Source organism: Marinobacter sp. CH_CUG1437-1 (genome assembly GCF_037029655.1).
In the GTDB taxonomy this organism is placed as follows: Bacteria; Pseudomonadota; Gammaproteobacteria; order Pseudomonadales; family Oleiphilaceae; genus Marinobacter; species Marinobacter salsuginis.
The window spans coordinates 20,480-46,072 of the sequence record NZ_JAYMEW010000005.1 but is presented as its reverse complement, the minus strand read 5'-3'; the positions used below and the strand labels follow the sequence as shown (position 1 = coordinate 46,072).

General features: G+C 56.2%; 23 protein-coding genes. 16 read left to right on the top strand and 7 right to left on the bottom strand.

Annotated elements, in window-relative coordinates:
• The first annotated feature begins 152 nt into the window (after positions 1-152).
• From WA411_RS13835 to WA411_RS13825, 3 genes are read left to right on the top strand one after another with little or no spacing between them, the layout of a single operon-like run.
• Positions 153-2,267, top strand: a complete 2,115-nt coding sequence (locus WA411_RS13835) for a type VI secretion system Vgr family protein (RefSeq protein WP_291909589.1) — start codon at positions 153-155, stop codon at positions 2,265-2,267.
• Positions 2,236-3,096 (top strand): DUF4123 domain-containing protein, encoded by an 861-nt coding sequence (locus WA411_RS13830; RefSeq protein WP_291909586.1) that lies wholly within the window; start codon positions 2,236-2,238, stop codon positions 3,094-3,096. Before WA411_RS13835 ends, WA411_RS13830 begins: the two co-directional genes overlap by 32 nt.
• A complete protein-coding gene (locus tag WA411_RS13825) occupies positions 3,083-5,752 on the top strand; it encodes a LysM peptidoglycan-binding domain-containing protein (protein WP_291909583.1) in 2,670 nt (889 codons plus the stop codon). The genes WA411_RS13830 and WA411_RS13825 overlap by 14 nt, the downstream gene beginning before the upstream one ends.
• On the opposite strand, the gene WA411_RS13820 is transcribed toward WA411_RS13825, so the two are convergent.
• Positions 5,749-6,600: a formylglycine-generating enzyme family protein gene (locus WA411_RS13820; protein ID WP_291909580.1), complete on the bottom strand. Its 852-nt coding sequence runs from the start codon at positions 6,598-6,600 to the stop codon at positions 5,749-5,751. The two genes, WA411_RS13825 and WA411_RS13820, sit on opposite strands and share 4 nt — an antisense overlap.
• Positions 6,601-6,812: 212 nt before the next feature.
• Between WA411_RS13820 and WA411_RS13815 the strand changes: the two genes are divergently transcribed.
• The 12 genes from WA411_RS13815 (at position 6,813) to WA411_RS13760 (ending at position 18,980) form a co-directional block, all read left to right on the top strand.
• Positions 6,813-7,511 carry a DUF3592 domain-containing protein gene (locus tag WA411_RS13815; protein ID WP_291909577.1) on the top strand — a complete coding sequence of 233 codons (699 nt, stop codon included), beginning with the start codon at positions 6,813-6,815 and terminating at the stop codon, positions 7,509-7,511.
• A 141-nt stretch (positions 7,512-7,652) separates the two neighbouring features.
• The gene (locus WA411_RS13810; protein ID WP_291909574.1) at positions 7,653-8,756 is read left to right on the top strand and encodes an AI-2E family transporter; all 1,104 of its coding nucleotides are present in this window, start codon (positions 7,653-7,655) and stop codon (positions 8,754-8,756) included.
• A gap of 100 nt (positions 8,757-8,856) precedes the next feature.
• Positions 8,857-9,999, top strand: a complete 1,143-nt coding sequence (locus tag WA411_RS13805; protein WP_291909571.1) for a zinc-binding dehydrogenase — start codon at positions 8,857-8,859, stop codon at positions 9,997-9,999.
• Positions 9,999-11,039, top strand: coding sequence for a proline racemase family protein (locus tag WA411_RS13800; protein WP_291909568.1), 1,041 nt, complete (start codon positions 9,999-10,001; stop codon positions 11,037-11,039). Before WA411_RS13805 ends, WA411_RS13800 begins: the two co-directional genes overlap by 1 nt.
• Before the next feature lie 194 nt (positions 11,040-11,233).
• A complete protein-coding gene (locus WA411_RS13795) occupies positions 11,234-12,883 on the top strand; it encodes an AMP-binding protein (protein ID WP_288944621.1) in 1,650 nt (549 codons plus the stop codon).
• A complete protein-coding gene (locus WA411_RS13790) occupies positions 12,880-13,296 on the top strand; it encodes a PaaI family thioesterase (RefSeq protein WP_136631801.1) in 417 nt (138 codons plus the stop codon). Before WA411_RS13795 ends, WA411_RS13790 begins: the two co-directional genes overlap by 4 nt.
• Positions 13,297-13,300: 4 nt before the next feature.
• Entirely contained in the window at positions 13,301-14,104 is an 804-nt protein-coding gene (locus tag WA411_RS13785) for an alpha/beta fold hydrolase (RefSeq protein ID WP_291909559.1), read from the top strand.
• A gap of 78 nt (positions 14,105-14,182) precedes the next feature.
• On the top strand, positions 14,183-14,986 hold the full coding sequence (locus WA411_RS13780) for an ABC transporter ATP-binding protein (RefSeq protein ID WP_222466346.1): 804 nt from the start codon (positions 14,183-14,185) through the stop codon (positions 14,984-14,986).
• Positions 14,983-15,705: an ABC transporter ATP-binding protein gene (locus tag WA411_RS13775; protein ID WP_069184245.1), complete on the top strand. Its 723-nt coding sequence runs from the start codon at positions 14,983-14,985 to the stop codon at positions 15,703-15,705. The genes WA411_RS13780 and WA411_RS13775 overlap by 4 nt, the downstream gene beginning before the upstream one ends.
• A 72-nt stretch (positions 15,706-15,777) precedes the next feature.
• Entirely contained in the window at positions 15,778-16,989 is a 1,212-nt protein-coding gene (locus tag WA411_RS13770) for an ABC transporter substrate-binding protein (RefSeq protein WP_069184246.1), read from the top strand.
• Positions 16,990-17,094: 105 nt separating this feature from the next.
• Positions 17,095-17,982: a branched-chain amino acid ABC transporter permease gene (locus tag WA411_RS13765; RefSeq protein ID WP_069184247.1), complete on the top strand. Its 888-nt coding sequence runs from the start codon at positions 17,095-17,097 to the stop codon at positions 17,980-17,982.
• Between the two features lie 2 nt (positions 17,983-17,984).
• Entirely contained in the window at positions 17,985-18,980 is a 996-nt protein-coding gene (locus WA411_RS13760) for a branched-chain amino acid ABC transporter permease (RefSeq protein ID WP_136632273.1), read from the top strand.
• A gap of 84 nt (positions 18,981-19,064) precedes the next feature.
• Here the strand turns inward: WA411_RS13760 and WA411_RS13755 are convergent, their stop codons facing one another.
• Both WA411_RS13755 and WA411_RS13750 read right to left on the bottom strand, forming a co-directional pair.
• On the bottom strand, positions 19,065-19,838 hold the full coding sequence (locus tag WA411_RS13755) for a DODA-type extradiol aromatic ring-opening family dioxygenase (RefSeq protein ID WP_291909552.1): 774 nt from the start codon (positions 19,836-19,838) through the stop codon (positions 19,065-19,067).
• A 24-nt stretch (positions 19,839-19,862) separates the two neighbouring features.
• Positions 19,863-20,303 carry a DoxX family protein gene (locus WA411_RS13750; protein WP_291909547.1) on the bottom strand — a complete coding sequence of 147 codons (441 nt, stop codon included), beginning with the start codon at positions 20,301-20,303 and terminating at the stop codon, positions 19,863-19,865.
• Between the two features lie 104 nt (positions 20,304-20,407).
• Here WA411_RS13750 and WA411_RS13745 point away from each other — a divergent pair, with 104 nt between their 5' ends.
• The gene (locus WA411_RS13745) at positions 20,408-21,298 is read left to right on the top strand and encodes a LysR family transcriptional regulator (RefSeq protein WP_291909543.1); all 891 of its coding nucleotides are present in this window, start codon (positions 20,408-20,410) and stop codon (positions 21,296-21,298) included.
• 9 nt (positions 21,299-21,307) lie between these two features.
• Here WA411_RS13745 and WA411_RS13740 read toward each other — a convergent pair whose 3' ends face one another.
• From WA411_RS13740 to WA411_RS13725, 4 genes are read right to left on the bottom strand one after another with little or no spacing between them, the layout of a single operon-like run.
• Positions 21,308-22,135, bottom strand: coding sequence for an ABC transporter permease subunit (locus WA411_RS13740; protein ID WP_069184252.1), 828 nt, complete (start codon positions 22,133-22,135; stop codon positions 21,308-21,310).
• Positions 22,128-23,057, bottom strand: a complete 930-nt coding sequence (locus tag WA411_RS13735; RefSeq protein ID WP_136631691.1) for an ABC transporter permease subunit — start codon at positions 23,055-23,057, stop codon at positions 22,128-22,130. Before WA411_RS13735 ends, WA411_RS13740 begins: the two co-directional genes overlap by 8 nt.
• A gap of 4 nt (positions 23,058-23,061) precedes the next feature.
• Positions 23,062-24,180 (bottom strand): polyamine ABC transporter ATP-binding protein, encoded by a 1,119-nt coding sequence (gene potA / locus WA411_RS13730; RefSeq protein WP_069184254.1) that lies wholly within the window; start codon positions 24,178-24,180, stop codon positions 23,062-23,064.
• A 3-nt stretch (positions 24,181-24,183) separates the two neighbouring features.
• Positions 24,184-25,290: a polyamine ABC transporter substrate-binding protein gene (locus WA411_RS13725; RefSeq protein WP_136631689.1), complete on the bottom strand. Its 1,107-nt coding sequence runs from the start codon at positions 25,288-25,290 to the stop codon at positions 24,184-24,186.
• Positions 25,291-25,593: the final 303 nt, after the last annotated feature.

Here is a 25,593-nt window from a genome sequence, read left to right as displayed (position 1 = left end):
TTCCATAGGCAAGGGATTAACCTTCGGTCTTTTCGTTGAATAACCACGACGACGCTGTTAATGTTTCACCCGCTACGATGGAAGAGCTGCCAGGGATAGTGCAGTTTCTGTAGCAGAATCATCCGGATTGATGACTTCAAAGGATTGAAGACATGCCCCAGGCAAATGGATTGCAGTTCACCGTCCGTGTTGGCGGTCTCCCCTCTGATATTTTTTCACTTGTTGGCTTTACCCTGACCGAACGCCTGTCCGAGGTTTTTTACGGTCGGCTTGAGCTGGCCAGCACCGATCCGTCAATTCAGGCCGCGGAAATTCTTGAACAACCGGTGGATCTTGTGGTCTGGCAGGATGGCGAGCCGCTCAGGCGCTTCACCGGTGTGGTCAACGAATTCGTTCGGGGCGATGCTGGCCACCGGCGTACCCGCTATGAACTGAACATCCAGTCGCCGCTCTGGCGCCTTGGGATGATGCACAACAGCAGGATGTTCCAGACCCAGGGCTCCGACACCATTGTGCGAACTCTGCTTGAAGAACGCGGCATTATCGACACGGTTTTCGACCTGAAGCGCACGACGGAGCAGCGGGAATATTGTGTTCAGCATCGAGAAAGTGACCTGGACTTTCTTGAGCGCCTCGCCGCCGAAGAGGGCTGGCACTATCGCTATGAACACGGGAGCGTGGACGCGGACACGCAGCCGGCGCTTGTAATCGCCGACCATCATGGCGATGCGCCGAAGCTGGAACCGGCGGAATATAACGCCAAAGCCGGCGGCAACACCAAGCGCCCCTCGGTTTTTCGGTTCCGGTATGAAGAGCGGGTGCGGGTCGCTTCCGTAGCGATGAAGGATTACACCTTCCGGAACCCTGCCTATGCCCTGATGCATGAGCGGGCCAGCGGCGATTTGAAACACCGGGAAGACTACCAGCACTACGATTACCCCGGCCGCTTCAAGGCCGACGCCAGTGGCCAGCCGTTTACCGAAGCCAGGCTCCAGTCCCTGCGCAATGATGCCAGTACAGCATCCGGTGAGAGCAATCGCCCTGATTTCAGCGCCGGCGCCAAGGTTGAACTGAAAGAGCATGACAGCGCCGCCCTGAACCGGGAATGGCTGCTAACCGCAGTTACCCATACTGGTTCCCAGCCCCAGGCGTTGGAAGAAGAGGGCGGCAGCGAACCCACCACGTACCACAACCAGTTCAATGCCATACCTGCCGATTTGATCTGGGTACCGCAGACGCACCACCGTCCTCTTATGGACGGCCCGCAAATCGCGATTGTCACCGGCCCGGAAGGCGAGGAGATCCACTGCGACGAATATGGTCGGGTGAAAGTGAGGTTCCCCTGGGATCGCTATTCAAAGAATGGTGAGCATAGCAGTGCCTGGCTCCGAGTCAGCCAGGGCTGGGCCGGCGGCCAGTACGGTTTCATGGCCTTGCCACGAATCGGTCACGAAGTAATTGTTTCCTTCCTGGATGGCGACCCGGACCAGCCGATCATCACCGGCAGAACCCATCACATTACCAACACGACGCCCTATGGGCTGCCGGAGCACAAAACCCGCACCACCCTGAAAACCAAAACCCACAAAGGCGAGGGAAGTAATGAGTTGCGGTTTGAGGATGAGGCGGACCAGGAACAGATTTACGTTCACGCCCAGAAAGACCTTGACCTGCTCACCGAGAACAACCGCACGGAGGTGATTCGGAACGACAGTCATCGCACCGTGGAGAATCATGATTTCAGTCATGTGAAAGGCAACGAGCACCGCACGGTCGATGGCGAACAGCGCGAGTCGGTCGGAAGTGATTACAGTCTCTCCATCGGTGGCAGTCTTCACAGCAAACAGGGCAAAAGTCAGCTCGTTGAAGCTGGCACCGAGATTCACCACAAGGCGGGCATGAAAGTCGTGATTGAGGCAGGCGCCGAACTCACGCTCAAAGCCGGTGGCAGCTTTCTGAAGCTGGATCCCAGCGGTGTAACGGTCTCCGGGCCTTCGGTGCGTATGAATTCCGGTGGTGGGCCTGGGAGTGGGAGTGGGGTGGCAGATAAAGCCCCGGAGCTGCCTGCCGGCATTGTTGCTCAAGCCGGACGTTCGGGCGCTGTGCATCTGGAAGAAACCGGCCAACGTGACACAGGAAAGAGTGCTCCGCAGGTTTTGGCAGATCACTCAACATTGCTGAAGGAATCAGCCAACCAGGGAGCGCCTGTCGTTTCCGATTGTGAGTTTGATGAGAATGGACGCTGCAAACTACATCAGCACGCTTGATAGTCTGGATTTACTAGCCCAGGAACCCTCCCGCGCGAACTTTGCCGTCATTGACCTCGCGGTCGATGATCGCTTTCTCAGATTTCTGTACGAAGCTGATCAGCATGGCTCGGTCCAGTGGTGGAGCCTTCTGGAGAATACCCGATGGCAGGCCTCATGGAATCAGGGGCCTATACTCCTGGCATTTAATGGAGACACCCAGTTCCAAAAAAAGATTAAAGAGCGATTGAGCTCCTTGCCGCTTGGAATCGTTATTGATTCGCCGGAAAGCTCGACGTGTGTTTTTAATTGGGCTCAGGGATGGTTGCTAGCACCTGCAAAGTCGGATGAGCGACTGTTTCGATTTTACGATCCAAGGTCTTTTCGTCCATTACTGGCAGCTTTTGCAGGGCGAGCAAAACCGATCGTGAGTGCCGGAGTAACAATATACTGGCATAGCGGGTCGGATTGGCAAGCATACCAGTCGCCCGATAAAGCCGGAACGAGTGAACTCCGCGAACAACCCTCGTTGGTTCAGTCTGAACTCTCCGTGTTGCCGCTCTATAGATCGGCTGATCGTGCAATGGTCTATGAACAAGTCTATCGGGATTATTTGCCTGAAACCGGAGACCGAAGAGTCTGGGTTTTGGAGCAGCTTCAGAGAGCCTCGAGACTTGGTTTTGAAACTGTTTCTTTACAGGAGCGTTGGTTAAGACTTTGCATCCGCATTGGCTCTGATCCGATTGCTAGGGCAGATGTTCAGGAAGTGATTAGAAGGTCGGAGATGACGCCGGCGGACCGTTTGAATGCGATGGAGAGCATATTGGAGGGCAAGGATGCCACAGCATGAAGTTCAGTCAGGAGAGACACTCTCAGCTATTGCTTCGAAATATCAAGTCTCGTTAGATGCGATCAAAAGTGAGAACCCGATTATCAAGGATGTGAACCACATAGAGGCTGGCTGGAATCTAACTGTCCCTGAAAACTCCGCTGATCGGGGTGTACTTCCGGCAGCGCAGTCGGCTAACGATGATACAAAAGATGATCTCGAGTGCTCTCAGTGCTCGATCGAGTGCGAAGCGCTTGTTCATGTCACTGGTGAGGAGGACACGGTTTATGCGCTTAGCCGCACTCAGCTGCAGGATCTGTATAGGGAGATTGAGACTCTCAACAAGCCTTTGGCTGAGTTGAAAAGGGCCGAGGCGGGGCCTGAAGAGGATATACCTGCTGCGCGCGAAAAGGCTTGGGGCAGCCTTCGAAAGTTGGGGGCACTCCCCGAAACTGAGCAAAGTTCTACAGCAAAGGAGCTGCTCAATGACTACGAGGCCCGCTGGAAACGAGAGCGACAACGACTCGAGCATCAGCGCCGTAGAGAAAAACGGATTGAATATGAGATCAACCAGATCCGAAGCCAGATTCTGTTGCCCGCGAGTCAAGCCAACCTCACTGAAAGGAAAGATCTGCTCTCAGTAAGAGTTTTCACAACGCTCTGTGCCGAACTGGAAGCGACACTGCCCGGCGTGAAGGCAAAGGTTGAGGCCCACGAGCTAATAACCGAAGCCAGCAAGCAAGATCTGGATGAAATGGACGAGAGGCTCAGATTCCTCAGGGCGGCTTTGGAGGCTGAGCTTCAGTATCGGATGGTTCAGAACGATCAGGACGCAGATAGCCATCAAGTGCAAAGGCTCAAACATGAAACCCAGGAGCTGAAGAAATACACGCGTTGGCCGGATTTCATTGCTGAGGCTGATCTTCAGTCTTTGGTAGACAAAAAGAAGCGACTGAACGAGCTCGATGATGAGCTGATTCCCTACATGGATTACGTCAACGAATATGCAGCGAGAGTGTCCTGGGTCGTCCGGCTTTGGAACGTAATCCACCATGAAGAAGTCGAAAAGCACCGTAACGAACAGCAGGAACGAAGGGATCTTATCGTAGATATAGAGAAAACCCTTAGGCGTTTGGTGGAAACCAGTCCGCCTTCGGCCGTCGATGTTCTCGCCAAGCCGAACACCGGCTCGATGAAGTCTCGCCCACTGGTTGAACTTAAGCATACCGGTGGCGCGGGTTATCGCTACGCCCGCCAGGAGGTTCTGAATCAATTGCGCGGTAACTGGAAGGCGCTCAAGACTTCGGATGTTCGTGCAGTGATGAGTGCTTCCGACTTTGAACGAGCCTGGGACGAGGCGAAAAACGGCCTTAAGAACGACCGGTCGCTCAAGGTGAAGTTTGCAGAGTGGAAGAGCAAAGAGGACAACTTCTTTAACCAGTTGGAAATTGAATTACTTAAAAAAGAAGCTTCAACCGAAGATGGTCGTTTCGCCGCAAGTGCCGAAGCCCAGATGTTCCGGTTTGCGGCTCAGTGCAGTCTGGAGTCTCGCTACGATCCACAAAAGGGTGAGGTTTACGTCGGTACCCAGATGCAGAGCGCATACAGCCTGCTGCAGGGTGAAGCGACCTTTGCCGCCCGGATTCCTGATGAGACCGGAGCCAAGATTGTTCTTGAGTACGAGAACCACGAGGGTGATCCGATACGGGTTCATTGTGGTTACTTCAGGGCAGATGCAGAGTATCGGATTCAGGGCTTTGCGGGTGCCTGTCTTTCTCTCGCCTCAAACGCGAAGTTATCCAGCGCACCCGGGAATGTTGGTATCTCTGGAGAGGCAAATGGTGAAGCTTTCGCTGGCGCAACTGTAAGTAATGAAGCCAGATTTGGGATTAAGTGGAAGGCTGTCTATAGGGGAGTTGATGAAGCCACTGATGACCTAACAAGAGGGGATTCCGAGTTTGAATTGCTGGCTGAGGTAAAGCCAGAAATTGCGGTTTCATCCGGAATCGGTTTAGGTTTTGACTACAAAATTGAGCTTGTTGAAGGCAGGCTCGTTGCCTACTTCAAGGGGAGTTTGGTTCTTGGCCCCGGTGGGAGCGGTGGCATTGCTGCTGAGCTGAATGCTGGGCAGGTGTGGGAGCTGATTAAGTTCATTAGGTGGTCGCTCGAGCAGAGCGATTTTCGCTTTTTAGACTGGATTTCTGAAGAGGCCTTCGACAGTTTATCTCGCCTCTTGAGTATATTTGCTTGCAGTGAGGAGGCTTTTTCGGCGTTAGTTGCGAAGGGAGCAGATACTTTATTGGAACTCTGGCGCTCGCTTTACCGAGCAGATGAAGAGGTACGAAAGGTTGCGGAGGGGGTGCTGAAAAATAATCGACTGAGGTTACTGACTCCGTCTGCCAAAGCGCAATTGCTGACGATAATGGTTCGGGATAGTGGGCCGATTCTGGGTCGAGGAGATCCGCATCGTGACATCGCAACGAAAGCTATGATTGAAGTTTTTGAAACAATTCGCAGCCATCGAGAACTCATAGAAGTTCTGAAAAGAATTGGGAATGATTCAGGGAAGGGCTCGCTCCAAGATTTAATGAGCAACTATTACAAGCTCTTCCCGCGTCGATTGTTCCAATCGACGCAATCTGAAAGGGTTGAGAATTGGCTTTCTTCAGTAGTTTAATCTTCTGAGAAGGAACAACGAAAGCCAGTGGATTCGTTTGTTACCCGCTCTATGGCTTTGCGCCTTGTGACGGTTGTGTTGCCAGAGAAATCTCTAAAATCGCCGCCTCGGAGGACTCGGAATGGCTCGTTGCTCCAGCTTTCTATGATTGGAGTCTCGGGTCCCTCTGGGTTATTGATCGGGGAGCGCTCATAGTAATCGGCGCGATAATAATCGCTCACCCATTCAGCGGCATTGCCCGACATGTCGTAAAGGCCAAGTGGGTTCGCCGGGAAGGTTCCTGGCGGCTTTGGGAGCGTTTTTTTCTGCTCTCGATACTGAGATGGGCGTGGCGCCATGGTTATGCCTTCTTCCGCATTTCCGTTCTCTGTTGCATAGCGCAACATTTTCCCTCCGCTTCGGGCCGCATATTCCCACTGCGCCTCGGTTGGAAGTTGAATACTCGTATCAGTTTGAGACCCTAGCCACCTGCAAAACTCCGATGCATCCGTCCACGACACCACCGCTGGTAGGTTCGGCTGGAAACGTTCTGGATGTTTTTCCCTGAGAATTTCATAAGAGTTGTTCGAGTGTTTGTAGTTAGTCACATCCATGAACAACTCGAAATCCCCTTGTGTCACTTCGTATTTCTGAATATAAAAATCATCAACGATGACACGATGAGCCGGGATGGTGTCGCTACGAACACTCCACCCCCCAGGATTCCCCATCATAAACTCCCCACCTTCGACAAAAACCATGGCGTCCATCTGGCGCTGAACCATGTCTTTTGCCTGGGATTCGTAGTAGAGGCTGCATCCGGAAAGGGCAGAAGTGACAACAAGTGAAGAAAAAACGAGGTAACGCATGCTTGCTCCGTGCAATGGGGTTAACACTCCATGTGTTAGCAGCATTCTATCAACTTGCTTGAAGCAACAGAATTACCAGAGAGACAGTTTGTGCCCATTGGCGGAACCGCGTCTCATCTCATGACTTCCAAGCCCTGTTGAATCAAGTATAATTTCGACGTTCGAAAACAGGGTGTTTTCGAAATAAGGAAGCAAACTTCAAAGGAACTGATATGAAAACCTTCAATACGCTGCGGGTGATCTTTGCACTCGTGGGTGTCGGCATGCTTGTCGGCGCCTTTTTCTCTTTCCAGAGCACTTCCACGTTTCTTGAAACCGCGACAGCCAAACCGGGTGTTGTAACCGACCTGATTCGATCACGATCCAGTGATTCCAATGCCTACTATCCTCTCGTCCGTTTTGAAGACGAAAAAGGCAGGCTTACAGAGTTCCTCTCATCCAGCGGCAGCAACCCTCCGAGTTATAGTCGCGGTGAGACGGTTCGTGTGTTGTTCATGCCCGGCAATGCTGAGTCTGCCAGAATCGATGGATTCTTTTCGCTGTGGGGAGTAACCCTGATCGTAGGCGGTTTGGGCGGCGTTTTCTTTATGGTTGGAGCCGGTATGTTTGTTGTGCCGGCTGTCAGGAACAGTGGGGCTTCCAAACTTCGCAAAACCGGGCAACGGGTTCAGGGTATGTTTCAGGGTGTCGAAAAGAACCAGATGATCGTCATGAACGGCAAGAGCCCCTATCAGATCGTCTGCCAGTGGCAAAATCCAGTCACTTCCGATGTCCATGTCTTCAGGAGTGGCAACCTCTGGTTCGATCCCTCCGACCATATCCAGAGCGAGTCAATTCCCGTTTACATCAACCCCACGAACCCCAAGCGGTACTGGGTGGATACCTCCTTTTTGCCAAAGATGGCGAGCTAATCGCGCTGAAATACGACTCATGTGAACCTCACGTAACTCTCTCTTGGGTGCGCCCGGTCAATGGTGAATGTAGACTGACCGTTTTTAACGCTGGCCTGGATTTACCAGGCCAGCTTTTTTCCACGGTATACAGGGTTCACCATGGACGACCAATCCACAGATAAGGAACCGGTTGGCGAGAACAAGCGCCCGCTGATTTCATCAGATCTCGCCACGCCAATTTACGGGTTGTTTGGCCTGGGCATCCTGTACACCCTGTACGTCGCTCACCAGATCGTCCTGCCCATCATTCTCGCGGTGATGACGAGCCTTCTACTCTCGCCTCTGGTCAAGAAGGCTTACGTTAAGTGGCGGATTCCCCGGATGATCAGCTCTCTGGTTCTGGTCCTGTTGGTACTGGCCGGAATCGTTGGCATAACTTTGGCCGTGGCAACTCCGGCGCTGAAGTGGGCGGAAGAGGTCCCGCAGGGCATCTCGCGCTTGCTGGTCGGTGAAAGTGAAATCAGTCGCCAGATCGCCCGGGTTACCGAATCTGCTGAGCAAGTTGAAAAGTCGGTGGAGGAGCTCTCAGAGTCAGAACAGCAACAGCCAACGGCGGTGGTTCTGCAAACGGACTCCTGGCGCAGCCAGTTGATGACCAAGGCTCGAAACGGCATTGCCGGCCTGGCATTGGCACTGGCATTGACCTATTTCCTGTTGGTCAGTGGAGATAGTCTGATCAAGAACTTTGTCCGTCAGCTCCCGATTGATCAGCGAAAAACCGTACTTCGGATTACTCACGATTCCCAGCATCAGATTGCCCAGTACCTGGGCGTTCTCGGCCTGAGTAATCTGGCCGTCGGCACCACAACGGGGCTGATCTGCTGGGCCGTCGGGCTGCCGGATCCAGCTGTGTGGGGGTTGGTCGCCGGGCTTGCCCGGTTTATTCCCTATCTGGGCGTTATTCTCTCTATCTCTATGTTGACGATTGTCTCTGCCATCAGCCTAGATGAATTCTGGATGATGGCCATTGCGCCGCTGGGGTTCCTCGGCCTGACCACGCTGGTGGGGTTCTTTATCGAACCCTGGATTCACGGCTTTCGTATGGCGATCAATCCGGTGATCATCTTCGTCTCGATCTTCTTCTGGGGCTGGCTCTGGGGGCCGGTGGGTGTGCTTCTGGCAGTGCCTTTGATGACCGTGATTCAGGTGGTTCTCAAGCAGATTCCCAAGCTGCGACCAGTCTATAAAGTGATTGCGAGGTAGTCTGGTAATGGATACCCGCAACACGCACTGACACGCCCGGTAAACTCACCTATCCTCTTTGAATACCCGAAATTCAGCAAACAGGGAGGATCGTCAGCCCATGATCCCGAACACCATGAAAGCCATGGTTCTTACCGGTCACGGTGATGTGGATAAACTGGAGTATCAGGACGTGTCTGTTCCTGCTCCCGGGCCGGGAGAGGTGCTTGTCCGGGTCACAGCCACGGCGAAGAACAACACCGATCGCAAGGCGCGGGAAGGGCTTTATCCCACCAAAAAAGGCGAAATGACATCCTTTCAGATGGGCGGTAAGCCCACGCTGACGTTTCCCCGGATTCAGGGGGCGGATATCGCCGGGCGTGTCGCCGCCGTTGGCGAAGGAGTGGATGAGTCCCGAATCGGTGAACGGGGCCTGCTGGATTTCAACATCTACGCCAATGATCGGCGGGACATCAACCTCACGCCCGATTACTTTGGTCACGGCGCCGACGGCGGCTATGCGGAATATGTAGCGCTCCCGTCGGACCAGTTTCATCACATACCCAATGCCGAATTCTCAGATGCCGAAGTGGCGTCCATGGGGATGTGTTCCTATCAGACTGCCATGCACATGCTTACCTCGGCCAATATCAAGGCCGGGGAACGGGTTTTGGTCACGGGTGCTAGCGGTGGAGTTGGCACCGCGCTGATCCAGCTGTGCCGGATCATGGGGGCTATTCCCTATGCCCTCAGCAAACAGGACAAGGCGGTGGCGCTGCTGGAACTGGGTGCCGAGGCGGTGCTGGATCGCTCGGATATGGACAGCTTCGTGGATCGGGTGAAAGCGGAAACCGGCGGCAAACCCATTGATGCGGTGATGGATCTGGTCGGCGGTGAGATGACCGATGTCTTCATCGACACCATGATCTTTGATATGAACGCCCGCAGCACCTATCCGCGACTCAGTATTGCTGGCGCCAGCGGCGGCAATATCAGCGAAATTCTGTGGACCCGGATCTACCTCTACCAGGTACAGATCTTCGGGGTGTCCCACGGCACCCGGGAGGAGGCCGAACAGTTGATGGCCTGGATCCGGGGAGGGCAGCTGAAACCGGTTCTGCACGGTGCCTTCAGGCTCTCTGATCTGCATCGGGCAGAAGAATACTTTGTGAACCGGGGTAGCAATTATCTCGGCAAGATCGTGATCGTTCCCGACTCACAATGGGAAGAACACGGCCAACCCTGGTCACTGGAGAGTGCCTGATGAAACCCGAGCTAACCATTCAATTGATGGATACCCATGCCGGCGGTGATGTCAGCCGGATCGTGACCGGTGGCATTGATCAATTGCCCGGCGATACGGTTCGTGCGCAGATGGAATACCTGCGCGATGATGCCGATGGCCTGCGTCGGCTTTTGTTGGAAGAGCCATATGGCGTGCCCGAAATGTCCGTGGATTTGCTGGTGCCGCCGACGGATCCCCGAGCGGCAGCCGGTTACATCATCATGGAAGTCATGGGTTATCCGATTTACTCCGGCTCCAACACCATTTGCACGGCCACCGCGGTGCTGGAATCAGGTATCGTGCCGAAGCAGGAAGGCAAACAGAACTTTCTCCTGGAATCTCCTGCTGGCCTGGTTCAGATCGAGGCGACCGTTCAGGACGGCGTGGTGGAAGCCATCACCTGTGAAGGGTTGCCCAGTTATATTCATACCTACAAGGCCAGCATCGACGTGCCCTCGTTGGGTGAGATTACCTACAGCGTGGCCTACAGCGGTGGTTTTTATGCGCTGGTGGATGCGTCCAGTCTGGGCTTTGATCTGACCCTGGATGAAGAGCGCAAGCTGTCAGAAACCGCCCATGTCATTGTTGAGGCCATCCAGGCCGAACGGGGCTTTTCCCATTACACCCTTGGCGACGTCGGGCCACTGCCGTTCCTTCACTTCATGGGCCCAGTGGAGCATGTGGCCGAGGGCTATTACCGCTCCCGGTCTGCAACCTATGTGCATCCGGGTGTGATTTGCCGGAGCACCACCGGCACTGGCACCTCCGCCCGCCTGGCGTTGATGAACTACGAAGGCAGCATTAAGCCGGGCGACAAGCTCGAAACCGTTTCCCTGAGAGAGACCGGCTTTATCGGAGAATTTACCTCTGTTGAAGAGGAGGGTGAATACCAGGTGATCAAGAACAGCATCACCGGTAAGGGTTATGTCATCGCCCGCTCCGACATTGTGGTCAACTGTGACGACCCCATGGTTGAGTGCGGATCCCTCCACCACATCCTGTCCAGCCGCCATTCCTGAAAAACTCCCCCTCAATCCTGGGGGCTGTTCGGGAACTCTTTTCCTGGCGCGGCATGCCCGCCGCGCCTGGTTTTCCACCTCATAAAACCACGCAGATTTCTTCCTTTTTGGTCTAAAGTTTACCTTTACGTAAAGTGAAGCCTGTGCTAAACCTTGACCCGTGCTTTCAATGATAAAAACAACAGGAGTTGAGAATGAGCCTTCCGGAATATACCGACGTTTACAACAACTTCGATCCTGCTGCTCTGGAAGCGGACATCCTGGATGGACGTCTGGATAGCGGGCTCAACGTATGTCACGAAATCTGCGACAAGTGGGCGGATGATCCCAGTCGCGTTGCCCTTTACTACGAAACCGAGGATGGCGGTGACGGCACCCTGACTTTCGCCGAACTGAAAGAGGCCTCCGCGCGTTTTGCCAATTATCTGAAATCCAAAGGCATCGGGAAGGGCGACCGGGTGGCTGCACTCCTGCCGCGCACGCCTGAGCTGCTGATCGTTATCGCCGGAACCCTGCGTGCCGGCGCCGTGTATCAGCCACTGTTCACTGCCTTCGGTTCCGGGGCCATCGAATACCGTTTTGAACGAGCCAGTACCAAGCTGGTAGTGACCAACCCTGAAAACTACCCCAAGCTGAACGACGTCAAGGTGTGCCCGCCAGTTGTTGGCGTCAACGCCAGTGAGATTGGTGCGGACATTCCCGATTTCGAACAAACTCTGGCCGCCCAGTCCAGCGAGTTTGAGCCAGTCATGATCAAGGGCGATGATCCGTTCCTTCAGATGTTCACCTCCGGAACCGTCGGTAAATCCAAGGGCGTCGCGGTTCCCGCCAAAGCACTGCTGGCGTTCTACGTCTACATGAAGTATGCCATTGATCTGCAGGACGGCGACAAGTTCTGGAACGTGGCCGATCCTGGCTGGGCCTACGGTCTTTACTACGCGGTGGTAGGGCCCCTGCTGATGGGCCACGCGACCCATTTCAACCCGGGCGGTTTCACGCCGGAATCCACCTACGACATGATCCGCAAATACAAGATCACCAACCTGGCAGCGGCGCCTACGGCTTACCGCCTGCTCAAGGCCAACGATCACGTTCTGCCGGAAGGCGAAAACCTGGGCCTGCGGGTTGCCAGCAGTGCCGGTGAACCTCTGAACCCGGAAGTGGTGAACTGGATTCGCAATCGCCACTTCTGCCCCGTGAAAGACCACTACGGCCAGACCGAAACCGGCATGACCTGTTGCAACTTCCACGGTCTTGCGCATCCGGTCCGCGAAGGTTCCATGGGCTATGCGTCCCCGGGCCACAAGGTGGTTGCCCTGAATGAGAAGAACGAAGTTGTGGGCGAGGGCGAAGTCGGGCAGCTGGCTGTCGACGTGAAGGCCTCCCCGCTCTTCCATTTCGACGGTTACACCTGGGGTGAGAAAGATCCGTTTGTGAACGGTTACTACCTCACCGGCGACATGGTCATCAATCACGGCAACGGCAACTTCTCCTTCAGCGGCCGGGACGATGACATCATCACCACCGCCGGCTACCGCGTGGGCCCCGCCGACGTGGAAAGCACCTTGCTGGAGCACGCCGCTGTGGCGGAGTCAGGTGTTGTCGGCAAGCCCGATGAGAAGCGCGGCTCCATTATCAAGGCCTATGTGGTGATCAAGGGCGATTATGCCGTCGGAGATGAACAGGCCCTGAAAGATGAGCTTCAGGAACTGGTGCGTCGCAGACTCTCCACCCACGCCTTCCCCCGGGAAATCGAGTTTGTTGATGAACTGCCCAAGACGCCCAGTGGCAAAATCCAGCGGTTCGTTCTGCGTAATCAGGCCAAGGAAGAAATCGGCGCATGATCATTACGTTTGAAGAGCTGCAGGCCTTCCTCGACGAGCAGTTTCCGCAGGGGGCCGCCTACGGCACCCTTCAGAAGCTCGGGGACGGTTGGGCAGAGATGAAGCTGGAAGTGGATGAGGAGCACCTCAGGCCCGGGGGAACTGTCTCCGGGCCGGCCATGATGGGGCTGGCGGACGTCACCCTTTATGCGGCGCTGTTGAGCAAGATTGGCCTGGTTCCCCTGGCGGTAACCACCAACCTGAACATCAACTTTCTCCGCAAGCCGGTGGCCCATCAGCCCATCTGGGCTCGGGCCACCATGCTGAAAGTCGGTCGCACCATGGGTGTGGGCGAAGTGTTCGTCTACTCCGAAGGGGCCGAAGAGCCGGTTGCACACTCCACCATGACCTATTCAATTCCTCCAAACCGGTAGCGCCATGCAGATTCGAGACACGATGGTGCCGGTGGGCGACGGTGTGGAGCTGGAGGTCAGACGAATCCAGCATAAGGAGCCGAAAGGGCCGGTGCTGGTTTTTCTGCATGAATCCCTCGGTAGCATTGCCCTGTGGCGGAAGTTTCCGGAAAAACTGGCTAAAGCCACCGGCTGTGATGCGCTAATCTACAATCGTCAGGGTTATGGCCACTCGTCTGACGAAGAGCTCCCTCGACCGTATGATTATCTGGAAGTTGCCGGTCATCGGTGGTTGCCCAGGTTACTGGACAAGCTCGCAATTCAGGATATCGTGCTGGTAGGGCACAGTGATGGTGGATCCATTGCCCTCGTGACGGCCGGTACCATGGGTGACCGCGTGAAGGCTCTGGTAACCATGGCCGCGCATATCTATGCGGATCATCTTACCCTTGCCGGCATCGGGGAGATGGCTGTTCGTTATCGTGAGACCGATATCCGGGAGCGTTTGGCACGCTATCATGGCGACCGGACTGACGACCTTTTCAACGCCTGGCAGACAATCTGGCGCGATGAAGGCTTTCAGTCAGCCATGGATTTCAGTCGCTGGCTGGCAGCCATCGAATGTCCGGCTATGATCATTCAGGGGGAAAACGACGAATACGGCGTTCCTGAGCAGGTTACAGATATCGTTGCTGGCATCGGGGAGAGCGCCCACGGCGTGATTCTGGAGGATGCGGGGCATTCTCCGCACCTGGAAAAGCAGGACCAGGTAGTAGACCTTCTATACGACTTTTTGCGTAGCGAGAGTGTACTTAAAAACTGCAATTAAGTGTTGACGTTTACGTATACGTCAATCTAATCTGGTAAACAGATAAAACGCACAACAATAACAAAGGTAGATTGGCTCATGAGTGAACAGTACGTTCTGGAGACCCGTAACCTTGTCAAAGAATTCAAGGGCTTTGTTGCGGTCGACGACGTGAACCTGAAGGTCCAGAAAGGCCATATTCACGCCCTGATCGGCCCTAACGGTGCTGGCAAGACCACGGTCTTCAATCTGCTCACCAAATTCCTGATCCCGACTCGTGGTCAGATCCTGTTCAAGGATCAGGACATCACCACCATGAAGTCCGCCGCCATCGCCCGCCAGGGCATTGTCCGCTCGTTTCAGATCTCTGCCGTATTCCCTCACATGACAGCGCTGGAGAACATCCGCGTAGCCCTGCAGACCTTCGAGGGCACCTCCTTCAGTTTCTGGAAATCCGGAAATTCCCTGCACAAGCTGAATGAGCGCTGCATGGAGCTTCTGGATGCCGTTGGCCTTGCAGAGTTTGCCAACACCACCACCGTTGAGTTGGCCTACGGGCGCAAGCGTGCACTGGAATTGGCAACCACGCTGGCCATGGAGCCGGAAATCCTGTTGCTTGACGAGCCAACCCAGGGCATGGGTTCGGAAGACGTGGATCGTGTGGTAGAGCTCGTACGCAAGGCGGCAGCGGGACGAACCGTTCTGATGGTTGAGCACAACCTCAGCGTGGTCAGCAAATTGTGCGATCGCATCACCGTGCTGGCTCAGGGCGCTGTCCTGACCGAGGGGGATTACGCCTCGGTCTCTGCAGATCCAAGGGTGCGCGAGGTATACATGGGTAGTGATGGTAGTGGAGAGCGGGGTACTACCGCTGACAGCGAGCAGTCGGAGGCGGCGCAATGACCAGTAAATCAGATCGCGAATACGAGCAGCTCCGACTCTCGGGATTACACGCATTTTACGGCGAATCCCATATCCTCCATGGCATCGACATGGTGGTGCACCGTGGTGAGCTGGTGACATTGCTGGGCCGCAATGGTGCAGGTCGGAGTACAACCCTCAAAGCCATTATGAATATGGTTGGCAGGCGCACCGGCTCAATCATGATTAACGGTGAGGAAACCATGTCTTGTGCGCCTCACCACATTGCCAGGTTGGGTGTCGGGTATTGCCCCGAACATCGGGGCATTTTTTCCTCGCTCAGTGTCCAGGAGAACCTGACGCTGCCGCCCGTCGTGCGCAGTGGCGGCATGAGCCTGGAAGAAATCTACAACATGTTCCCTAACCTGTATGAACGACGTTTCAGCCAGGGCACCAAGCTGTCCGGTGGCGAGCAGCAGATGCTGGCTATGGCGCGCATTCTGCGCACTGGCGCCAATATGCTGCTGCTGGACGAAATCACCGAGGGTTTGGCCCCGGTTATTGTAGAAAAGCTGGGTGAGGTCCTGATTGCCCTGAAAAACAAGGGGCTGACCATTGTCCTGGTTGAGCAGAATTTCCACTTCGCAGCACCGTTAGCCGACCGTCATTACGTTGTTGAGCACGGTCAGATTGTGGAAGAAATCAGCGCCAACGAACTGAGTTCCAAGCAGTCGGTGCTGGATCGCTATTTGGGGGTCTGATCCCGGATAGGACGAGAGCAAGAAAAGCAACAACAACCCGAACCAACGCAAGACAGTAGCGGAGATACAACAATGACAATGATGAAAAAGCTTCTGACATCAGCCGTTGCATCAGCCATGATGGCAAGCGGAGCCCAAGCGGCTATTTCCAACGACACGGTCAAGATCGGTTACCTGGCAGATATGTCCGGCACCTACCGTGACCTGGCAGGTCCCAACGGGCTTAAGGCCCTGGAAATGGCGATCGCTGATTTTGGTGGTCAGGTAAATGGCGCCAAGATCGAAGTGGTCAGTGCTGATGACCGTAACAGCCCCGATACTTCCTCCAGCACCGTTCGTCGCTGGGTTGAGAACGAGGATGTTGATCTGGTGGCCGGTATGGTGGCTTCTTCCGTTTCCATTGCCGTGAGCAAGATTCTGGAAGAGAACGATCGCCTGGGTATCATCTCCGGTTCAGCCGCTTCCAGTATCACCAACGAGCACTGCACCCCGAACCACATCCACTACGTTTACGACACTTATCCGCTGGCCAACGGTACCGCCAGTGCGGTGGTTAAAGAGGGCGGCAAAACCTGGTACATGCTGACTGCGGATTACGCGTTCGGCCACGCTCTGGAAGGCGACGTTACCCGCGTTGTTGAGGCTAACGGCGGTGAAGTGATCGGCACCGTGCGCCATCCGTTCCCGACCCAGGATTTCTCCTCCTTCATCCTGCAGGCCCAGGCGTCCGGCGCTGATGTAATCGGCCTGGCAAACGCCGGTGCTGACACCACCAACGCCATCACAACAGCCAGTGAGTTCGGTGTCACCCAGTCTGGCCAGACGCTCGCGGCTCTGCTGCTGTTCCTGACTGACGTGCACGCACTGGGTGCGGAAACCGCTCAGGGCATCCAGTTGACCACCGGCTGGTACTGGGACATGAACGACGAGACCCGTGAATGGTCTGATCGCTTCATGGAAGAGACCGGTGTTCGTCCGACCATGGTTCACGCCGGTATCTACTCCAGCACCATGCAGTACCTGAACGCAGTCAAGGCGACCGGGTCTGATGATGCCCAGACAGTGCGCAAACAGATGATGGATACGCCCATCAACGACATGTTTGCCAAGAACGGCAAGATCCGTGTTGATGGCCGCATGGTGCACGATATGTACCTGGCGGAAGTGAAAACCCCGGCTGAGTCCACGAATGAGTGGGATCTGTACAAGATCCTGCGGACTATTCCGGCGGAAGAATCTTACCGTCCGCTCTCCGAGAGCAAGTGCAAGCTGGTTAACAACTAAGACCGGCATCAGGGCTCACCCGGCAACAGGGCAGGGTGAGCCCGCAACTCAGAGAATTGAGTAAGAACAACAACCAACCCCTGTGCTGCTTCTGGAGTTAGCCCAATGTCCATGATTTTCGGCGTCCCTGTAGCTGTGCTCTCCGGCCAGCTCCTGATCGGAATCATCAATGGCGCCTTTTACGCCCTTCTGAGCCTTGGGCTCGCGGTCATCTTCGGTTTGCTGAAGATCATCAACTTCGCCCATGGTGCCATGTACATGCTCGGCGCCATGACCACCGTCCTGATGTTTGACTATCTGGGCGTTAATTACTGGGTCGCGCTCCTGCTGGCCCCCCTGCTGGTCGGCGCTTTCGGCGTCGTCATAGAGTATTTCCTGCTGCGCCGCATCGCGGGGCAAGATCATATTTACAGCCTGCTCCTGACTTTCGGTGTGGCGCTGATCATCACCGGCGTGCTCGTGAACTGGTTTGGTGTGTCTGGCCTTCGCTACACCATGCCCGACATGTTCAAAGGCGGTGTGAATCTCGGCTTTATGTTCATGCCGTATTACCGGGCCTGGGTTATCGTTGCGGCACTGGTCGTGTGCTTCGGAACCTGGTTTGTGATTGAAAAAACCAAGCTGGGTGCCTACCTGCGGGCCGGTACCGAGGATTCCCAGCTTATGCAGGGTTTTGGTATCAACGTGCCCCTCCTGATCAGCCTGACTTACGGCTTTGGTGTGGCGCTGGCAGCGTTTGCCGGCGTCCTGGCCGCGCCGATTTACTCGGTGACCCCGGTCATGGGGTCTGCCACCCTGATTACGGTCTTTGCGGTTGTGGTTATCGGGGGTATGGGTTCCATTGGCGGCGCTATCATCACCGGTATTCTCATGGGTGTTATTGAGGGCCTCACCAAAACCTTCTACCCGCCGGCTTCCTCGGCGGTCATCTTCCTGGTCATGGTTCTGGTTCTGATGTTCCGTCCCAGTGGCTTGTTCGGTAAGGAGGCATAAACATGAATCAGCCAGTCAATTCCGCCGATATTCACAAGTCTATCGTTCAGGAACAGGCCAACCAGGATCGCAAGAAAATGATGCTCAACGGCGTGCTGTTGCTTATCCTGCTCGCTGCGCCGTTTGTGATTTACCCGGTCTTCCTGATGAAAATCCTGTGCTTCGCACTGTTTGCGGTGGCCTTTAACCTCCTGTTCGGGTTCACCGGCCTGCTGTCATTCGGTCATGCGGCCTTCCTGGCCACGGGTGGCTATACCACCGGTTACCTGCTCAGCAATTACTCCGGGCTTACTACGGAGATGGGGATCATCGCCGGAACCCTGGCGGCCACGGCTCTGGGCACCGGCTTTGCCTTGTTGTCGATTCGTCGGCAGGGCATCTATTTCGCCATGGTCACCCTGGCCCTGGCGCAGCTGGTTTTCTTCTTCTTCGTCCAATCCGAATTCACGGGCGGCGAAGATGGTATGCACGGTATCCCCCGGGGTGAGCTGCTGGGATTCATCAATCTCGAAGATAACCTGAACATGTACTATTTCGTGCTGGCGGTGTTTATCGCCTGCTATCTGCTGGTGCAGCGCATTGTCAGTAGTCCGTACGGTCAGGTATTGAAGGCCATCAAACAGAACGAGCCCCGTGCTGTATCGCTTGGCTATAACGTGGATCGTTACAAGGTGCTGGCATTCGTCATTTCCGCAGCGCTGGCCGGTCTTGCAGGTTCCATGAAATCCGTCGTGTTCCAGCTCGCTTCCCTGAACGATGCGCACTGGCACATGTCGGGCGAGGTTATCCTGATGACTCTGGTCGGTGGTATGGGAACCCTGCTTGGCCCGGTGGTGGGTGCCACCTTCGTGGTGAATATCGAGTACAACCTGTCCCAGGGTCCCTTACGGGATTGGGTAGATCCGATTCTTGGCGGTATCTTCGTGATCACGGTTCTGGCTTTCCGAAGCGGTATCGTGGGCGAGATCCAGAAGTTCGTGAAAAAGAATCTGGGCTGACGCACTTTTTTCCCTGAAAACCAAAAGGGCCGCCTCTCGGGGTGGCCCTTTTGCATTGCTCGAGGTTGGGTGATTGTTCCGGCTTCAGGCCGGATGCCTGAAAACAAAGGCATCCATGGCCAAAACACCGTGTTCGATCCCGCCATCAATAAGCACGCCGGGTTGCTGTTCCCCAGCCGCACCGGCCGCCACTAACAGAGGCAGGAAGTGCTCTATGGTGGGGTGCGCACGTTGTGCATGCGGCGCTTTCTCCAGCGTCGCAATCAATTGTTGGTGGTCGCCTGCCGTGACCTTTGCACGCACCCAATCCGTGAATTCCCTAGCATAGCCAGAGGCGTTCTCGTCCCCCCAGCGAACCTCGTAAAGGTTGTGGGTAAGGCTACCCGACCCGACAACAAGCACACCCTCATGCTCGAGTGGCTGCAGGGTCTGGCCCAGCTGCCAGGCCGAAGCAGGGTCAAGATTGGCAGGCATTGAAACCTGAAACACCGGAACCGAGTGATCGGGGAAAAGGTGCATCAGGGGAACCCAGGCCCCGTGATCCAGGCCCCGCTTTTCGTCAGCTCGTGCCTTCCAGCCTCCTGCCTCAAGCAAGGCGAGGGTGGTATGGGCCAGTTCCGGATGCCCGGATGCCGGATATTCAAGTTCATACAGTTCGGATGGGAAGCCGCGAAAATCGTGAATGGTCTCGGGCGTTCCGGAAACGCCCACCCGGACTTCCGGCGTCATCCAGTGGGGTGACACCACCAGCACAGCTTCGGGCCTGCTAAGGCGTTTGCCCAGCTCCGTCAGGGCCGGGCCAGCGAGGCCCGGCTCCAGTGCGAAGGTGGGAGCGCCGTGGGAAACAAACAGACTCATGATGGCTCCTCCGGGTTGCGGTGGTTATCGGGCTGCAATCGCGCGATCAATGGACGCGCGGCCTGCGCCGCTGAATACCAGGGACACCGACACGGCCAGCAAGGCCAGGCCAAACTCATAGCCATTGTTACTCATGAACAGGCCGTTGCCGATATGAACACTGAAAATGGCGACTAGCATGGCAAATGCCAGTACCGCGCTGGCAGGGCGAACCAGCAGGCCGATGATCAGTGCCAGGCCGCCGAAGAATTCCGCGCCACCGGCCAGCAGTGCCATCAGGTAGCCCGGGCTCAACCCGATGGAGTCCATCCATTGCCCAGTTCCTTCCAGGCCGTAGCCGCCGAACCAGCCAAACAGTTTCTGCGCGCCGTGAGCAGCGAATATGATACCGACGGGAATCCGGAGGGCCAATGCGCCCCAGCCTGCGTCAATGCTGATCAGTTTGTTCAGGAATGCGTTGTTCATGATGAATCTCCTTGGGTGTGTTTCGAACATGGGAGTACTTTACAAATATCAATAAACGGGATAAACGTACCTTTATTAAATTAACTGTTCCGGAAATCGAAACAATGGATCGATTGTTGGAGATGCAGACGTTCTGCAACGTGGTTGAAGCCGGCAGCTTCGTCGCTGCATCAGAGAATCTGGGAATGTCCAAGGCCGCTGTCTCACGCTATGTCAGCGAACTGGAAAGTCGTCTCGGGGTTCGGTTGTTGCAGCGGACCACCCGCCGCCTGTCTCTCACGGGGGAGGGCGAGGTGTTCTATGTCCGGTGCCGGGAATTATTGGCCGGGGTTGAGGAGGCCGAAGCAGAAATTACCGCCCGTAATGATGTCGCAAGGGGCACATTACGGGTGAATGCGCCGGTCAGTTTCGGAATCAGCCACCTGGCACCTTTGTGGGGAGAATTTCACGCCCGCTATCCGGATGTCGAGTTGTCGATCGATCTCTCGGACCGGCTGGTGGACATCGTCGAGGAAGGCTTTGATCTGGCCATTCGGATTGCCACCCTGCAAAGCTCTACACTGGTCAGCCGAAGGATTACCTCCACCCGGTTAATAGCCTGCGCCTCGCCTGATTACGTCGCCACCCACGGCGCCCCCGTCAAACCGGATGATCTGGCCAGCCACAGGGTCATCGGCTATAGCAACTTCACCACGGGCAACGACTGGCCCTTTGAGGGCCCGGATGGCAAGACCAGTGTGCGGGTCCGGCCATGGATGTATGCCAACAACGGTGAAACCTGCTGTGCCGCTGCCGTGGCCGGGCAGGGCATCGTGCTGCAGCCCGGTTTTCTGGTGCACAAAGACCTGGAAGCCGGGCGGCTGGTGGAGCTGATGCCTGACTATCGCTCCACCGAACTTGGCGTTTACGCCGTCTATCCCACCCGCAAGTTCGTGACGCCCAAAGTCCGGGCGCTGGTGGATTACCTTGTCTCCGCCTTTCCCGATGCGCTCTAAAGCGGTGGGCTAGGCGTCCGGAGTCTGCAACCGCTTCCGTTCCGCCCGACGCATCAGGTACCAGGCAATGAACGCAATCAGCGAGACTGCCAGAATGATCAGCGTGGCCAGCGCGTTGATCTTCGGCGAAACCCCCATCCGCACGGAGGAAAACACCACCATCGGCAGCGTGGTCGCCCCTGGCCCGGACACGAAGCTGGCAATCACCAGGTCGTCCAGGGACAGTGTGAATGCCAGCAGCCAGCCGGACACCAGCGCCGGAGCAATCACCGGCAGGGTGATCACGAAGAAGGTCTTCAGGGGCGTACAACCCAGGTCCATGGCCGCCTCCTCTATGGAGCGATCCACTTCCTGCAACCGCGCCGATACCACCACCGCCACATAGGCACTGCAGAAGGTGGTGTGGGCAATCCAGATGGTTGCCATGCCGCGGTCAACCGGCCAGCCAATGGTCTGGGCCATCTGCACGAACAGCAGCAACAGTGACAGGCCGGTTATGACCTCGGGCATAACCAGCGGCGCGGTAATCATGCTGGACAGCAGCGTGCGCCCGCGCATCTTCTTGAACCGGGTAATCACAAACGCACACAGCGTGCCCAGGCACACCGCCATGCTGGCGGAGTAGAAGGCAATCCGCAGGCTCATCCAAACCGCCGACAGAATCTGCTCATCCCGGAACAGCTCGCCGTACCAATGGGTGGAAAATCCGGCCCAAACCGATACCAGCCGGGACGCATTGAACGAATACACGATCAGCACGAACATCGGCAGGTACAGGAACAGCAGGCCCAGAATCAGCATGACCTTTGAGAAACTGAACGAGCGTGACTTAACCATGCTTTTCCATCTCCCGGGCCTGGAACCGATGGAACAGCACAATCGGCACCAGCAGTAACAACAGCATCACGATCGCGAGGGCAGACGCCACCGGCCAGTCGCGGTTGTTGAAGAACTCCTCCCACAACACCTTGCCGATCATCAGCGTGTCCGGCCCGCCGAGCAGCTCCGGAATCACGAACTCGCCCACCGCGGGAATAAACACCAGCATCGAGCCGGCGAGGATGCCGGCCTTTGAGAGCGGCAGGGTGATGGCCCAGAAGGTGGTCAGGCTTCGGCAACCCAGGTCTGAGGCTGCTTCCAGCAGGCGCACATCCAGCTTCACCAGATTGGTGTAGATGGGCAGCACCATGAACGGCAGGTAGGCGTAGACGATACCCAGCACCACTGCGAAGTTGGTGTTCAGCATCTTGAGGGGCTGCTCAATCAAACCCAGCCACATCAGGAAACTGTTCAGCAGCCCCTGATTGCCGAGGATGCCCATCCAGGCATAGACCCGGATCAGGAACGAGGTCCAGGAGGGCAGCATCACCATCAACAGCAACACCAGTTGCCAGTGCTTGGGCGCCCTCGCCATGGCGTACGCCATCGGGTAGCCAATCAGCAGGCACACGACGGTGGCCAGGAAGGCGGTTTTCACCGATCCCCAGTAGGCCGCGAAATACAGGCTGTCGGACAGCAGGAACAGGTAGTTCCCGATATTCACCACCACCGAGAAGGTGTTGTCCACCCACCGGAATACGGGCTCGTAAGGGGGAATGGCCATCACCGCCGAGGTCAGGCTGATCTTCAGCACCAGCGCAAACGGCAGGAGGAAGAACAGCAGCAGCCACAGGAAGGGGATACCGAAAACTACCCGCCGATTGAAAAGGACTGCACGCACCCGCTCGGTCAGAGGGGCGGGTAAAAGTTTGCGTCTCATCGGCTCAGTTCCAGAGCAGGATGGGGCTGGAGGCTTCCCAGGATACGAATACCCTGTCGCCCCAGGTTGGCCGCTCACCACGACGTTCGACGTTCGCCATGGTCGCCTGCACCCGTTTGCCGCTGGCCAGCTTCACGTAGTAGGACGTGATGTCGCCCAGGTAGGCAATGTTGTCCACCGTACCGCAGCTCCAGTTGTGCTCGCCGTCCGGTTTGTCGGCGGTCAGATAGATCTTCTCCGGACGCAGGGCGATCAGGGTTTCGGTGGTTTCCGCAGGCGTGGTTACGCCACGGTCGATGAACACCGGCGCATCCAGCAGGGTGCTGGTCAGCGTGATGCTGTCGGCCTCGTCTTCGCGGATGTGCGCCTCGAAAATGTTCACCGAGCCGATGAACTCTGCCGTCATGCGGCTGTTCGGGCTCTCGTAGATATCGATGGGCGAGCCAATCTGGGCAATCCGGCCCTGGGCCATGATCGCAATACGGCTGGCCATGGTCATGGCTTCTTCCTGGTCGTGGGTCACCATCAGGCAGGTGGCGCCAACATTTTCCAGAATTTCCACCAGTTCCAGCTGCATTTCGGTACGCAGCTTCTTGTCCAGGGCACCCATGGGCTCGTCCAGCAACAGCAGCTTGGGACGTTTGGCCAGTGAGCGGGCCAGGGCAACCCGTTGTTGCTGACCACCGGAAAGCTGCTGGGGTTTGCGCCGGGCATAGGGTTCCATCTTGACCAGCTTCAGCATGGCCGCCACACGGTCGCGAATTTCGCTTTTCGGCAGCTTGTCCTGTTTCAGACCCATGGCAATGTTCTGCTCCACCGTCATGTGGGGGAACAGGGCATAGGACTGGAACATCATGTTAGTCGGGCGCAGGAACGGGGGCAGAGCCGTAACGTCCTGGCCGTCGAGCATGATGGTGCCGGCGTTGGGCGTTTCAAAACCTGCGAGCATGCGCAGCAGCGTGGACTTGCCGGAACCCGAGCCACCCAGAAGGGCAAAGATCTCGCCCTTGTGGATGTCCAGATTGACGTTGTCTACGGCCAGCGTGCCATCAAAGCTTTTGGAAATGCCCCGAATGCTGAGTAACACCTCCGCTTGCGCGGAGGTGTTGTTGCCGTTTTCCACCGCTTAACGACCAGACTTCACGTTGGTCCAAGTGCGGGTCATCAGACGCTGGGCGTCCTGAGGCCGGCCTTCCATGATGTACAGCTTCTTCATCACTTCGTCGGTGGGGTAGATGCTGGTATCGCTCAGAATCTCCGGATCAACAAACTCGTTGGCCGGCTTGTTCGGGTTGGCGTACCACACGTAGTTAGTCACATCGGCGATGATTTCCGGGCGCATCAGGAAGTTCATCAGCTTGTGGGCGTTCTCCACGTTCGGCGCACCGGCCGGAATGGTCATCATGTCGAACCACAGCACCGCGCCTTCTTTGGGAATGGTGTAGCGGATCACGTTGCCATTTTCGGCTTCCTCTGCGCGTGCGGCGGCCTGCAGGATGTCGCCGGAGTAACCGGCAGCCACGCACAGGTCACCGTTGGCCAGGTCGCCAATGTAACGGGACGAATGGAAGTAGGTGATGTTCGGACGAATGGCCTTGATCACCTCACCGCCTTTCTTGATGTCGTCGGCGTTGTTGCTGTTCGGGTCCAAGCCGATGTAGGCCATGGCCGCACGCACCATCTCTTCGCCGGAATCCAGCATGGCAATACCGCAGCCGCCGGCGGCGAGCTTGCCGGTGACTTCCGGATCGAATACCAGGGCCCAGGAATCGGTAGGAGCGCTGTCGCCCAGGATTTCCTGAATGCGGCCTTCGTTATAGCCATAACCGTTGGTACCCCAGAGGTAGGGCAGGGCAAACTGGCTACCCGGGTCAACCTTTTCCAGGTCGTCCATCAGATCGGGATTCAGATTGCTCATGTTCGGCAGTTTACTGTGGTCCAGAGCCACGAACGCGTTGGCAGATATCTGCTTGGCCACGTAGTGGTTGGAGGGGACAACAAGATCGTAGCCGGAACGACCGGAAAGTAGGGCGGCTTCAAGGATCTCGTTACTGTCGTAGACGTCATAGATGACCTTGATGCCGGTTTCTTCCGTGAACTTCGCCAGGGTGTCCTCGGCGATGTAGTCGGACCAGTTGTAGACGCGCACTTCCTCGGCGGCGAACGCGGAGGAGGCACACAGAGACAACGCAACAGAGGCGGCCAGCGCCTGTGGCTTACACAACTTCAACATTGGATGATGTCCCTCACTCAAAAGGGATTAATACAAAACGTGCAGGACGCACGCAGTGTTGTGCAGGTCTGCTGAGGGTGGCCGCAGTTGGCTGTTGTCCCGGACGGAACCCGTCGCCGCCTTTTGACTCCTTTAAGGCTTGTCCTGGAAACGGCAGTTGGGAATCCGCCGAATTCTCGCGATATGTATCATGAGATTCCGGGTTGCGCTATAAAAATTTAACTCCGGGATTTGTGGTATGTCCCTATCTTGCCAAACACCCCGGAAACCGGGATAAAGGAGTGTTGAAACTCCTGCGCCGGC

What these genes read in the sequence shown, in the direction of transcription:
- WA411_RS13835 (WP_291909589.1), top strand. Translation starts at nt 153, where the DNA reads ATGCCCCAGGCAAATGGATTGCAGTTCACCGTCCGTGTTGGCGGTCTC.
- WA411_RS13830 (WP_291909586.1), top strand. Translation starts at nt 2,236, where the DNA reads ATGGACGCTGCAAACTACATCAGCACGCTTGATAGTCTGGATTTACTA.
- WA411_RS13825 (WP_291909583.1), top strand. Translation starts at nt 3,083, where the DNA reads ATGCCACAGCATGAAGTTCAGTCAGGAGAGACACTCTCAGCTATTGCT.
- WA411_RS13820 (WP_291909580.1), bottom strand. Translation starts at nt 6,600, where the DNA reads ATGCGTTACCTCGTTTTTTCTTCACTTGTTGTCACTTCTGCCCTTTCC.
- WA411_RS13815 (WP_291909577.1), top strand. Translation starts at nt 6,813, where the DNA reads ATGAAAACCTTCAATACGCTGCGGGTGATCTTTGCACTCGTGGGTGTC.
- WA411_RS13810 (WP_291909574.1), top strand. Translation starts at nt 7,653, where the DNA reads ATGGACGACCAATCCACAGATAAGGAACCGGTTGGCGAGAACAAGCGC.
- WA411_RS13805 (WP_291909571.1), top strand. Translation starts at nt 8,857, where the DNA reads ATGATCCCGAACACCATGAAAGCCATGGTTCTTACCGGTCACGGTGAT.
- WA411_RS13800 (WP_291909568.1), top strand. Translation starts at nt 9,999, where the DNA reads ATGAAACCCGAGCTAACCATTCAATTGATGGATACCCATGCCGGCGGT.
- WA411_RS13795 (WP_288944621.1), top strand. Translation starts at nt 11,234, where the DNA reads ATGAGCCTTCCGGAATATACCGACGTTTACAACAACTTCGATCCTGCT.
- WA411_RS13790 (WP_136631801.1), top strand. Translation starts at nt 12,880, where the DNA reads ATGATCATTACGTTTGAAGAGCTGCAGGCCTTCCTCGACGAGCAGTTT.
- WA411_RS13785 (WP_291909559.1), top strand. Translation starts at nt 13,301, where the DNA reads ATGCAGATTCGAGACACGATGGTGCCGGTGGGCGACGGTGTGGAGCTG.
- WA411_RS13780 (WP_222466346.1), top strand. Translation starts at nt 14,183, where the DNA reads ATGAGTGAACAGTACGTTCTGGAGACCCGTAACCTTGTCAAAGAATTC.
- WA411_RS13775 (WP_069184245.1), top strand. Translation starts at nt 14,983, where the DNA reads ATGACCAGTAAATCAGATCGCGAATACGAGCAGCTCCGACTCTCGGGA.
- WA411_RS13770 (WP_069184246.1), top strand. Translation starts at nt 15,778, where the DNA reads ATGACAATGATGAAAAAGCTTCTGACATCAGCCGTTGCATCAGCCATG.
- WA411_RS13765 (WP_069184247.1), top strand. Translation starts at nt 17,095, where the DNA reads ATGTCCATGATTTTCGGCGTCCCTGTAGCTGTGCTCTCCGGCCAGCTC.
- WA411_RS13760 (WP_136632273.1), top strand. Translation starts at nt 17,985, where the DNA reads ATGAATCAGCCAGTCAATTCCGCCGATATTCACAAGTCTATCGTTCAG.
- WA411_RS13755 (WP_291909552.1), bottom strand. Translation starts at nt 19,838, where the DNA reads ATGAGTCTGTTTGTTTCCCACGGCGCTCCCACCTTCGCACTGGAGCCG.
- WA411_RS13750 (WP_291909547.1), bottom strand. Translation starts at nt 20,303, where the DNA reads ATGAACAACGCATTCCTGAACAAACTGATCAGCATTGACGCAGGCTGG.
- WA411_RS13745 (WP_291909543.1), top strand. Translation starts at nt 20,408, where the DNA reads ATGGATCGATTGTTGGAGATGCAGACGTTCTGCAACGTGGTTGAAGCC.
- WA411_RS13740 (WP_069184252.1), bottom strand. Translation starts at nt 22,135, where the DNA reads ATGGTTAAGTCACGCTCGTTCAGTTTCTCAAAGGTCATGCTGATTCTG.
- WA411_RS13735 (WP_136631691.1), bottom strand. Translation starts at nt 23,057, where the DNA reads ATGAGACGCAAACTTTTACCCGCCCCTCTGACCGAGCGGGTGCGTGCA.
- WA411_RS13725 (WP_136631689.1), bottom strand. Translation starts at nt 25,290, where the DNA reads ATGTTGAAGTTGTGTAAGCCACAGGCGCTGGCCGCCTCTGTTGCGTTG.